Raw genomic sequence first — 12,080 nt, 5'->3', positions numbered from 1 at the left:
ACATATCAAAAAAATTGAAAACTTTTGACATGGAGAGATATATGAAAAAGATTTTACCTCTAACTATTTATACATTACTTGCTTCTTGCGGTGGCCAAGGGGGAGCAGAAGTAGCTTCACAAGTTATAAAGGCACCTAAAAGAGTCGTAACAGAAGAAGTTAGTAATAATTATTCAGAGTCCCTAACTCAAACATCACCATTTACTTATAATAAGAAGACTAGCGAATTATTTGTTCGTCGTACAAAGATTGATGACATAACGAATGAAAAGTATATCAATATCTCTATTCGTCGCGACGCAAATGAAACAAGACTTAATCATAGAGACTTTGAAAAGGGACTTCGTCATATAAAGATTTCTGGTATTAAAATTGTCATCACCCGTGACTCTCGAATTGGAAAACTTTTACAAAATTCTTATGATCTTAAGTCTCTCGAACTGAATGCTCAAGAAATTGTTATCGATATGACTTTAAATCTACCTTCAACAAATGTCGCTATTAATGCAAAGAAGCTTAAATTCAATTATCTAAGTAAAATTATTACAACTCCTAGCTTTATGACTGATAGTGCACCTCAGTTTGGAGATGGCCTACATGGGGCCACGGCCGGCACTATTTCTCTAAATATCGAAGAGTTTGAATATGAAAAGAATTATATAGGTCCATTTGTTATGATAGGTGGAGAAGGTCAAGCCGCAGGTGTTGGGCAAGATGGTGTTGATGGCCTTAAAGTTGATGATCTTGGTGGCGGTGTGACTTATCTTGAAAGAGGTATCAATATTCCACTGATGCGATCAGGGCCTTCTCGAATTGGACCTTCAGCAATGGGTTCTGTGTACAAAAAACAAAGCTTAAGTGGAACAAAGGTGTGGCCAACTAATGGCGGTGACGCGAAAGCTGGTGGAAGACCTGGTGAAGGAGGACGAGGTGGAAATCTTATTTCTACAATTGTTATCTCTGAAGAACTTATTAATAACAGGGGAGGCCAATCTGGAAAGCCTGCTGGTGAATATAGGGGCGGTAAAGCAGGGTCTCCAAGTCCTGCATATCAGCGTTACTACGTTCATAATAAACTTCATAAAAATACGAGAAAAGATTTTATAGCAGGGAAGGATGTAAAGTCACCTGTGGCCATCAATGAATTAGGGGAAGCAGGTGAAACTCTATCAATGGAATATAAGACTTGGCTTACTGGAGAATTCTTAGAGCAATCTCTTAAGTATGGAAATGATCTTTTTATTGGAAATCATTTCAAAAAAGCTTATTCTCACTTTTCTAATCTTGAAGATCTTTGTCAGAACTCATCTGAGTTAGACTCTCTAGCTACTTTAAAATGCCTTAAAGTTAGAACTCAATTTCAAAAGTTGAGCTCAAACCTTAACTTTTTTGGTGAAAAAATTAATCAACTGCCACTTTTTTCTTTAGAAGCAAATTCAAAACTGTATCGTAAAGATATTGAAAGTTCACTTAAACTTATCTTTCTTTCAAAGATGAATTCACTGAATAAATTTAAACTTGAAGATAAATTAAATCTAATGGGTGCGACACAAGATGAGTTATATACTAAGGCATCAAATGATAACTTTTCATTATCATTACTTAATCGTGATATTTCTAAAGCAAATAAAGTCGTTGCAGAGCTAAATCACTACGAGGATGAGTTTAAAGCTGAGCTTGCTAATGTTGAGGCCCAGATTAGAAATCAAGCGAAAAGAAATATTATTGCAAAGGAGAAAAAGGCCAAGCTATTTAAAGTTCTAAGTTCAATTGCTTCTGTAGGTAGTGTTATTCCAATTGGACAACCAGCTATCGGTATCGCTACTCAATCTCTAGCATCCTTTATGCAAGTATCACATGATGGCGATTTTAAGGATACTCTTAAAGGATTTAGAAAACTTTATAAGAGTGTAAAAGAGATTGATATGGATGAATCATCGAAGAATTGGAACGAAGGGTTTTCAAAAATTAAATATAGTACTCTTAGAAGTGATCTTGAAGAGGCAAAGAATACTAAAGAAAGAGATGAGATTTATGATAGATATTTAAATGATGTCGAAGAAGTTGTCTCTCCAATTGTAAAGTCTCTTACTAAAGAAATTAATTCTTATAAGAGAATCAGTTTCCCAAGAAACGCTGTTGAAAAGGAAATTGCTCGTCTTAAAAATAGTGATGATATGTTTAAGACACTAACGACGAAGTTATCTGCGCTTGTAAGTAAGAGAAAAGAAGCAGTTGATGCGCTCTCAACAGTACAAACGAGTATCCTTAGCACTGTTCTTGGAATTCAAGATAGTTTCGATCAGATTGCAAGAATATCTTATGCTAAACAAAATCTTCTCTTGAATGAAAAGTATATTCTAACAACTGACTTCGATTCTATTATTGATAATGCTGTGAACCGACTGTTGTCATATAATTATGATCTTTATAACTCTATTCAGTATACTTATTTAGGAGAGGCAAATGAATATAGCTTTTATGAGTCACTAGATCAGATCTTAAATAGAATGGATATTGATCTTAGACTAAGAGATGAGAATGATTTAGATAATGATATTTCAAACTATATTACAATGTTTGAAGATAATTTTAGGCATGTTGCATATCGTATTGTTGAAAGGCTTGAAAAGAATAACTTAAAATATGAAAAAGATTTTATTCTACATCTCAATAAAGAAGAGATTGATCGATTAAATAACGGAAATGACATCTACATTGATATGTTTAAGTATCAAGATATCTTAAATAATGAAGAAGGGTTAAAAGTAAAGAATATCAAAGTTGTTGCTGATTATGATGCCTCTGTTTATAGAAGTGGAATTAATATGATTGAAGTTCTTGTAACTCATGGAGAGTCACACTTTATTAGATCTAATGAAAACCTATTTGAATTAACTTCATCAGTAGAGCATAAGTGGGGAACTTCAATTGATATTATAAGTGGAAGACAAACAGAGATTGCCCCTTCTAAGGTCAATTTTAGTTCGTTTGGTGCAATTGCTGATATCGATGTAAAGGGACTTGATGTATTTAATAGGGCCTCGTTATTAGGGCAGTATAAAGTTGAATTTATTAATAAAACTGAAGAAGATGTGAAGTTAACGAATCTTTCTCTCGTTGTTGAATATGAATATCAGTAGTTTCGATTCAATAAAAAAGGCCTGCATCATTGCAGGCCTTTTTGTTTTTACTTACTTGTTAATGTATAAACACCATCCCATTCTGGTGGCGGTGGAACGATCTTGTAGTCTTCACAGCGTTTAATATAAATTTCAGAAGGGTTTGTTTTTACACCCTTTAAATCAGGAAAACGCATATACTCAAGCTCAAGTGTTACTTTGAATAATTCGATGGCCTCATCCCATTTTTGATTCTTGTATAAGAGAATGGCCTTCGAAAACTTATCTGAGAGTTCTTTTAAGTAATCTGGAGCTGTTGCCTTTAGTCCAAGAAGGTCATAACTTGTTACGGGAATTGATTTTCCAACAACACGAATTGTATCAAGCTCACGCCATAAGAATTCATCTCCTGCAAGCTCAACTGTCTCTTTTGCAACTTGTGTAAAGATTCCATATTGTTTGGCCGACTCTTCGAGACGAGCTGCAAGGTTTACAGAATCACCCATCATTGTGTAATTCATACGAGATGCAGAACCCATATTCCCCGTTACGATGTCTCCCGAGTTGATTCCAATTCTCATTCTCATGTCATGAACGATCGTAGGCCATTTATCTCCTTCAGAAACCCATTTCTTACGAAGCTTTAAAAGAGATTCCTGCATCTTATGAGCAACCATACAAGCACGTTTGGCATGGTCTGGAAGCTCCATTGGTGCACCAAAGAAGGCGATGATAGCATCACCCTCGTACTTATCGAGAGTCCCTTTTTCTTCTAAGAGAATATCTGTCATCGCTGTTAGATATTCATTTAGAAGTTCAACAAGTTGTGTTGCTGAAAGCTTTTCTGAGAAGCTTGAGAATCCTTGGATATCTGTAAAATATGCGGTTCTAATCCCTGAAGTCCCACCTAGAGTTGGTGCAGATCCTGCTTCATACATTTCATCAATAAGCTCAGGAGAGATGTAACTACCAAAAGCATTCTTTAGGAAGGCCTTGTCTTGATTGGCCATATAGAAGTTTACGATTGTATTCCATGAGTAGCAGAGGACTAAGGCAAAGAAACACCAAAATAGCTTTGTCTCAAAACCCTGTGGAATAAAATAGTATGTATCAGTGTAGTAAAGACTAGAAACTAATAGAACAAGTGTGAAAAGGTCAAAAATAGGGTTTTCTTTTAATTGTATTAAGAGAAGTAAAATTACAGAACCAACAAGTAGTGCCCAAGATAGTTTTGCTGAATCAATAAACTTTTTAAAGAAGTGCCCATCGATTAACATTTGCACAAAGTTCATGTGAAAGAGAACCCCTGGTAACATCGAATCAATTGGAGTATTTCTTAGATCGTGAGCTCCAAAGGCCGTTGCACCAACAAAGACAAGAGATCCCTCAAATAATTTTTTAAACTCAGGATCATTTTGATCTTTCTCGATAATCTGATAGATAGGAATTCGAGTGTAGGCATCAGCTCCACCAATCCAGCGTACCTTCGTTTCTCCTCGTAAGTTTAGTTCAACATCACCTTTCTTTGTCTTAAGGATTGGAACACCTCCTTGAGTACTTAGGTCGAGCTCCGTTTTAAATATATTCTTATTTTCGCCTTCTTCATTTTCATCAAATTCACCAATCCAATGCATATAAGAAGATAGCCCATATGAAGGAACATGAATTTCACGATATGGAAATGCAAGTGCTTTGTAGTGTCTAATAACTCCATCATTATCAGCACTGGCCTCAATGAATCCCAGTGATGCCTCAGCATCAATGATACCTTGTAGGGGATAGACTGAATTGGAAATTATCGTTGGCTCCATATCGTAATTTACTCCACCTGCTTTCGTGTTGAGGGCAAAAAGATATAAATCTTCGGGTAAAGTAGGGTAATGGTCTGTCCCATATACTTCGAGGTTATATGGCATGATAATTCGGTTATTTGGTATTTCTTGAAAATATTCAATAGCTGAAATTAATTCATTATCAGGATTGACCCCATTACAAGTCATGGACTCCTCTGAAAAGAAAACGTCAAAGGCCACGACTTTTGCTCCATAACCACGAAGCTTTCTAATCATTGTTCCCCAGTGGGAGCGAGTGATTGGCCATGAACCTAATCTTTTAATTGAGTCATCATCAATATCGGCAAGGATTAGTTTTGAATTTGGGGTGTTTTGATCCATTGTTTGCATCATTCTAAAGTCATAGAAACGATTTTCAAAAAATGAAGCATAAGAAGTGAGGTTTCTAAAACCTACGTCATAGGTTCTCGAATAAAGAGAGAAGAACACACTGGCGCATGAAAATAAAATGATAAAAAACAGTCCCGTGTATTTAATAATATTTTTCATAGCAATCCGTCGTTCTTAGTAATAATAAGAGAAATCAATGGCCGTTTGGTGGGCCGTATAATTACTCGTCTCTTCATCAGAGCTATTATTTGTATAAATATACTCAAATCCAAATGAAAAGTTACGATTGATAACTCGTGTAAGCTTCGCATTGAGTGATGTCGTCATTTCAAGACCACGTGTTGCATCTGTTGCTGCGTCTTCATAACTTATAAAATTTGTCGAAAGACCTGCATTGAAACTTGTGTTTGGAAAAAGGCCTGGAACAATATAGTCAACACGCAATAGGTGAGATGTTGTGTTTAAGTTTGGAGAGTTTGCATAATCACTACTATCAAATTGGTAGAGTAGGACAAAGATACCGTATGTCTTTTTCAAAACTTGATCTGCAGAAAAAACTATTGAACTACGGTCTAGGCTATCAACATAGTACGAATAAGTCTGATACTTAAAAGTTAAAGTTGTGTTACCTATTTCAAAGAAAGGCATTTCACTACCAAGTTCAAACTGCTGAGAGCGGTAGTTAAATTGCTTACTCTTTTGTGCATTTACATCCTTTGCCTGGTAGTCATAAACTAGGTTTGTAAATAAGCGAGCAGGTTTTTTGTTAAGGCGATAAGCAAAATCGATATCCAACTCAGGTGTGATATTATAACTATCATTTGAATAGATTTCCGAATCAACACGATCTGTATAGATTGTATTCTTAAGCTCTAGAGAAGGAGTAATAGTGTATCTTCTCTTAAAGTTATAGGCTTTTTCAATATTAAGACGAGTTTGTGAAAAGAATGAATCCTTATTCGTTCCTGTTGAACTAGGAAGGTCATCTGATAAGGTAACGTTATTATCATATGTTATCTTTTCTTCAACATTTAGGCTTAGTCTTTCACTAGGTAAGGGATCGCCATTAATTAGTTTATCTTCTTCTAGGAAAAATTCTTTTTTTATTTCTTTTATTCGATTATCGATATCATCTGCAGTTGAGCTATTAGGGTCAATATCAATGGCCTTGTAATAATCAGGCAGTATATACTTTTCAACAATCTCTCTGGTACGACTAGTTTCTCTTGCAATTTCCAAATTCATATTTGCAATTTGAAAGTAGGCGATCTGCTTCATCTCTTTAGAAGTCTTTTTGTCCTTTAAGAGCTTTCTAAAATAAGTCTTCGCACTCTTCGGTTCTTCCTTAAGTTGATAAATATAGGCGATATAGTAATTTGACTGCTCGATTTTGTACTTCAATTTTACTGACTTCTTAAAACTGTCAATGGCAGCATCTAAGTTGTTAATTGCAAAGTTGGCCTGTCCTAATTCGTAGTGGATCTCGCTGGCCTTGTTTCCTTTTTTAATGGCCGAATGAAAGGCATCAATCGCCTTATTATATTCTTGAATACGAGAGTATGAAATACCAAGAAGATAATCTCTTACCCCCGGCGATTTCGTACTTTTAAAGTTTTTATAATTCGGCGAGTTAAGTAACTCAATAACCTTATCATAGTCAGAGCTCTCAAATGCGCGGTAAACAGGAGTCATGCTCTGGGCAAGTCCTATTGAAGTGATACTAGCGAATGCCAGTGCGATAAAAATCTTTTTCAAAGTCAGTCCTTTAACTTTTTATTAAAATCTAGGTATTTATAAATAATTTTACTGATAAATCGGACAATTGAATAGGGGGAATTTGGCCACAGAGCTTTTAAGCTGTGGCCATATTTGAATATTAAACTCGGTTATTTACTGACGATCGAGAATGACTTTTACACGTGCTCGATTTGTTGAAGTCGTATTTGTTTGATCAAGCATTTGGTCACGGTCATCCATTGTTGTTTCCATGATATCTGGGCCACCAAGTGGCTTTATATCGTCATCATTGATAGGTGGAAGCATTGGGTCCCCAAGTGGTTCTTCTCCATCTTGATTGAAGACGTTGATTGGTTCAGTCGGTACTAGCTCTGGTTGAGTTCCATCTGAAGCCGGTATACGATTTACAGTGATTATTGGATCTTTTGGAATCATATCTCCATTTTCATTTACCACGTAGAAGTCATTTTTATACTCACCAGTATCCTTATCAAAACTTCCCATTTGAACTGGTACAATTACTTCATTAGTCATTGGGTCAACTGGAGCGTTCTTTGGCGGTGGAATATAGAGAGCATTATTCGTATCAACAAAGCCTCCTTCGGCCATTGTACCCTTTGCTTGTACTCTTGTTGACGCAAATGTTGTAGCTGCTTGTGTTGTAGTAGGTACTTTAATACTAGAATCGGCCTTTGCCATTTGCCCCATAATTTCTTGTCCTCCAGCGCCACTAAATTTCGAGCTATCCATTCCTGGAGGGATAATATTTCGACTCATTTGTTTCTTTTCTGATTTATTCTTATCATCATTTGATGATGTCTTTGAGCCATCATTTGCTTCAAGGGCCTTTAACTGCTGCTTATTGATTTTAACTGGAACCATTGGTTTTGAATCAACCTTCGGCATAACTCCTGAAAGTTGTCCTTGGCGAACCATAACTGAAGTAGGTGATGAAACGACTTTTTCTAGTCGGTCTTGTAGAAAGCGACTCTTTTTAAAGTTAGAAAGCGAGCCCATGGCAACGGCACCTTCAAATGTAATCAGTGTCGTATTATTATTTGCCGGGTTAAAGTTTACTTGGAAGTCTGTCCCGCGAACACCCATGGCCGCAGTCTTTGTCTTAATGAAGAGTTTCGATTTCTTCTTATCAATCTGTAGGTAGTTCTTAGATACCTTTGAGCGAAGCTGACCATTAATAAGATTGATGATTCCAGCTTTCTTTTTCGGGAATTGCTCAACTTCAACTTCTGAATTTGCACCGAGTGTTAGATTTGATTTATCGATAAAGAGAAGTTTCACAAAACTTCTGGCCTTTGTTGTGATCTTGGCCCCTTCTGGAACCCAATCTCCTTTGGCCAATGGTTTCTTTGTTTGGGAGTAAAAGACTTTTCCTCTTACTTTCATAACCTTGGCAACACCTTTTTCGGAATTTGCATTCAAGGCCGAAATATTCGCTAAAATTGCTACAGATAAAATAATAAGTCTTAGTACCTTCATAATGAGTCCCCACAAAATCAATCTCATTTATACTTATCGTAGATCAAAGTAATTTCTTAAGCTGAAACTTGTGTAAATGTCTAAAAACAAAGGGAGTTTGAATTGGGGTAACTTTCTGATATGACAAGAACTTGTGGCAGGGAGAACTGCCACAATACGTAATTATGGCTAGTTAGAGAATTGTGTCGAAATTCTCAGTTGGCCTACCAATGGCAGCTTTTTTATCGTCATTAACGAGAATTGGACGTTCTAAAAGCTTTGGATTCTCATGAACGATCTTGGCCCACTCAATATTTGATAACTCTTTTCCTGCAAGACCTAGATCTTTAAATAGGGCCTCTTTCGTACGAATTAAGCCTTCAAGTGGCGCAAGTCCCGTATACTTTACGAGATCGATAAATTCTTTTTCTTCAATGCCATCTTTCAGATATTCCTTAACTCTAAAGCCAATACCTTCTTGAACACCTTTTTGTTCTAAATATTCTAGACCTTGGCGGCTCTTAGAGCATCTTGGATTGTGATAATAAAGCATTTATTCTACTCCTGATAATTATCATATCAGTTCTTTTCTGATATATTGGGTTTTTAAAAAATAACTAACTAGGATTTTAGCCATGTCTTACGATATTGAAAATATCAAATCAGAATTTGCCGAACATGTTAAAACTTTACAGAATCAGATTAGTGACGAACTTAAGAGAATAGATACTAAAATTAACTTGAATGAAGATATATGGGAAAGAAAAGATCACGCCGGAAATCCTGGTGGTGGCGGGATCACACGTGCCTTTGAAGGCGAGATCTTTGAGAACGCTGGTGTTAATACATCACTTGTATTTGGAGAAGTTGATCCAAAATTTGCGGCCAATATTGGTGGTGATAATAACCAGATGTGGGCAACAGGAATTTCTCTTATCATTCACCCGACAAATCCAAAAGTTCCAACAACTCATGCAAATTTTCGCATGATTCAGGCCGGATCAAAGATTTGGTTTGGAGGTGGCGCCGACCTAACTCCTTACTTTCCACATGAAGAAGATTTTGAGTACTTTCACAGGGTTTGGAAAGATGCTTGTGAACCATATGGATATTGGGACGACTGGAAAAATCGTTGTGATAAGTACTTTGTAAATAAACACCGTGCAGATGAAATGCGTGGAGTAGGTGGCTTCTTCTACGACCACTTCTTCTCAGGTGATCCAGTAAAAGACCTGGCCATGTTTAAAGAGATTTCTTCGAGTTTTATCAAGTCTTACTTCCCACTAGTTGAGAAGAGAATGAATGAAGCCTTTGATGATGAAGATGTGGACTTCCAACTACATCGCCGCGGGCGCTACGTCGAATTTAATCTTCTTCACGATAGAGGAACTCACTTTGGACTTAAGTCTAATGGCCGTACCGATTCAATATTAATTTCACTTCCAAAGAGAGTGAAGTTTACTTATCGTTATGAGCCGACAAAGCCAGAACACAAGAAGATGATGGAATATTACTATCCAAAGGACTGGGCCTAGCTATTAGCTGGCCTGTGCCTTAATTAGATCCTCTAGGATCTCATTGGCATCAATTTCAACTCCATGGGACTGGGCCACTGCTTGAATCTCTTCAAGTTTTTTCTCTAGTTTCGTGATTTCACAAAGTAGACGGTAGCAGTTGTTAATCATCATAAATTACCCCTTTGTTAGAGTTGTTAAATATAAGTTTGGCACATCAAACTATCGGTGTCTATAAGAAAATACTTAATGGTCATAGTTTTATTTGATTTGATCAACACAATTTATTTTAATTTTACACAGTTTAGGAATTTATGTAATGTGCGAGAATCCTGATTCGGATGCATTGCAAGAATAGTATGAGGTAGAAAATGTCTAAGAGACTACAAGAATTATTAGAAGAAATGAAAGAGTACTCACCAAAACAAATGAGAACTCTAAGAAATAACCTTAATAATAGATTACAAAGTTTTAAGAACGACTTTAAAGAGCCAAAAGATCTTCAGCCTTCACATAAGTTATATGGCCTAGAAGAAGGTGAGTGTCGTGAGCTTCTTGGTGTTGTAAAAAAAGAATTAATCAAAATGAAATTTTCTGATTTATAGAACTTGCTCGACAATATATTGTAGCTTTGTAATATAAATGTAAAATCTTGGGCCTTGGCTTTAATTGAACGCTTATGGGAGGTATGCTTCCTATATGCAAAAAGCCAAGCAAAAGCCTATTCTTAGGGGTTGGTCTCATCAGGCCATGTTTTTCATTTCTCTAGGGGCCTGTTCATTTCTGATTGCCAAAAGTATTAATACCACTCAGTATATTTCGACCATAGTCTATTCTCTTGGCCTTTTAATGATGCTTGGGGTGAGTGCTTTTTATCATTGTATACACTGGGAGCCTAGGGCCCGAGACCTCTTAGGGAGACTTGATCATAGTGCTATCTATGTGATGATTGCAGGAACTTGTACACCGATAACTCTACTTGTTTTAAATGGAGAGTCTGGTTCAACCTTACTAATTAGCATTTGGACAGTTGCCGCAATAGGTATCTTAAAATCAATTTTCTTTCCAAATCTCCCGGAAAAGCTAAGTGCTGTTATTTATCTCATTCCTGGTTATATGGTACTTCCTTATGTTTCAGAACTTATTCCAAAGCTTGGGATGACAAATATAACGCTCTTAATTACTGGAGGTGTTCTTTACACTATTGGGGCCGTCTTTTATGGCCTAAAGAAGCCTGGACGATATGCTAAGTGGTTTGGTTATCACGAGTTATTTCATCTATTCGTTTGTGTGGCAGCGACGTTGCACTTTTTGATTATTTATTCGATTGTGGGGTAGGTTATTTATTATTGCTGATAGGGTGGTATTTTATCGAACCGCGAGGGCTTGAACCCTCGCTCTCGACTTCTATGTCATTTCAAAAGACGGTTTGCGCGAAGCGACCAATGGCCCGCCTTAGGGCGGCCAATGTCGCATGCGCTACCAATCAGGGGCAATATAAACATCTATCGCTGGATTGTACTCTGCTCTTAGAGTTGACTTGATGGCCTCAAGTGTTCCTGTCGTTGATGATGGGCAAGTTCCACATGCTCCTTGATAGCGAACGAGTAGGATATTGTCCTCGTAAGAAACAGTTTGGATATCTCCACCATCTGCCTGAAGGTATTGTCTAACAGTGCGATCAAGTACGGCCTCAATATCTTTTAGCTCTTGAGGAAGGTTTTCACGACGCTCTTTTTCTGGATCGAATTCTTCGTATTCTGGATTATGATTTGGCAGATCATGCTTGATTGTTTCAAGGATTTTTGGCTCAATATCATCCCAGTCTTCATAGTTGAATTTTGTTACCGTAATAACATTTTCAAAAAAGTGTAGTTGGTCAATTCCACGAATAGTAAAAAGGTTTACGCCTAGGTTTACCTCTCCACATTCCATTGGTGTTCTAAAAGTAGAAGAACCAGATGCTTTTACATTTTGATTTAAAATGAATTTTAAAGCATTTGGATTTGGTGTTGGTTGAATGTCGATTGTTACTTCACTCATATACT

General features: G+C 36.7%; 10 protein-coding genes. 4 read left to right on the top strand and 6 right to left on the bottom strand.

Annotated features, from left to right (window positions below; all coding sequences use genetic code 11):
• Positions 1-41 precede the first annotated feature (41 nt).
• Complete coding sequence (locus tag ACRXC1_RS09475) at positions 42-3,143, top strand: hypothetical protein (protein ID WP_433658302.1); 3,102 nt, start codon at positions 42-44, stop codon at positions 3,141-3,143.
• Positions 3,144-3,190: 47 nt separating this feature from the next.
• Here the strand turns inward: ACRXC1_RS09475 and ACRXC1_RS09470 are convergent, their stop codons facing one another.
• The 4 genes from ACRXC1_RS09470 to ACRXC1_RS09455 form a co-directional block, all read right to left on the bottom strand.
• Positions 3,191-5,464, bottom strand: a complete 2,274-nt coding sequence (locus ACRXC1_RS09470) for a CHASE2 domain-containing protein (RefSeq protein WP_392912560.1) — start codon at positions 5,462-5,464, stop codon at positions 3,191-3,193.
• Positions 5,465-5,479: 15 nt separating this feature from the next.
• On the bottom strand, positions 5,480-7,060 hold the full coding sequence (locus ACRXC1_RS09465; protein WP_433658299.1) for a hypothetical protein: 1,581 nt from the start codon (positions 7,058-7,060) through the stop codon (positions 5,480-5,482).
• Between the two features lie 135 nt (positions 7,061-7,195).
• Entirely contained in the window at positions 7,196-8,539 is a 1,344-nt protein-coding gene (locus ACRXC1_RS09460) for a FecR family protein (protein WP_433658297.1), read from the bottom strand.
• Between the two features lie 172 nt (positions 8,540-8,711).
• Complete coding sequence (locus ACRXC1_RS09455; RefSeq protein WP_392912566.1) at positions 8,712-9,071, bottom strand: ArsC/Spx/MgsR family protein; 360 nt, start codon at positions 9,069-9,071, stop codon at positions 8,712-8,714.
• A gap of 82 nt (positions 9,072-9,153) precedes the next feature.
• Here ACRXC1_RS09455 and hemF point away from each other — a divergent pair, with 82 nt between their 5' ends.
• The gene (gene hemF, locus ACRXC1_RS09450) at positions 9,154-10,053 is read left to right on the top strand and encodes an oxygen-dependent coproporphyrinogen oxidase (protein WP_392912569.1); all 900 of its coding nucleotides are present in this window, start codon (positions 9,154-9,156) and stop codon (positions 10,051-10,053) included.
• 3 nt (positions 10,054-10,056) lie between these two features.
• Here the strand turns inward: hemF and ACRXC1_RS09445 are convergent, their stop codons facing one another.
• Complete coding sequence (locus tag ACRXC1_RS09445; protein ID WP_158246941.1) at positions 10,057-10,206, bottom strand: hypothetical protein; 150 nt, start codon at positions 10,204-10,206, stop codon at positions 10,057-10,059.
• Between the two features lie 197 nt (positions 10,207-10,403).
• On the opposite strand from ACRXC1_RS09445, the gene ACRXC1_RS09440 reads away from it, so the two are divergent.
• Together ACRXC1_RS09440 and trhA are read left to right on the top strand one after the other, a co-directional pair.
• The gene (locus tag ACRXC1_RS09440; protein ID WP_392912571.1) at positions 10,404-10,637 is read left to right on the top strand and encodes a hypothetical protein; all 234 of its coding nucleotides are present in this window, start codon (positions 10,404-10,406) and stop codon (positions 10,635-10,637) included.
• Between the two features lie 94 nt (positions 10,638-10,731).
• Positions 10,732-11,370 (top strand): PAQR family membrane homeostasis protein TrhA, encoded by a 639-nt coding sequence (trhA, locus tag ACRXC1_RS09435; RefSeq protein WP_433658294.1) that lies wholly within the window; start codon positions 10,732-10,734, stop codon positions 11,368-11,370.
• Positions 11,371-11,511: 141 nt separating this feature from the next.
• Here the strand turns inward: trhA and ACRXC1_RS09430 are convergent, their stop codons facing one another.
• Complete coding sequence (locus ACRXC1_RS09430; RefSeq protein WP_103219034.1) at positions 11,512-12,075, bottom strand: NifU family protein; 564 nt, start codon at positions 12,073-12,075, stop codon at positions 11,512-11,514.
• Positions 12,076-12,080: the final 5 nt, after the last annotated feature.

Source organism: Halobacteriovorax sp. GFR8 (assembly GCF_050955245.1).
In the GTDB taxonomy this organism is placed as follows: domain Bacteria; phylum Bdellovibrionota; class Bacteriovoracia; order Bacteriovoracales; family Bacteriovoracaceae; genus Halobacteriovorax_A.
Note: the sequence above shows the minus strand (reverse complement) of the source record. Positions and strands in the feature narration are given on the sequence as shown.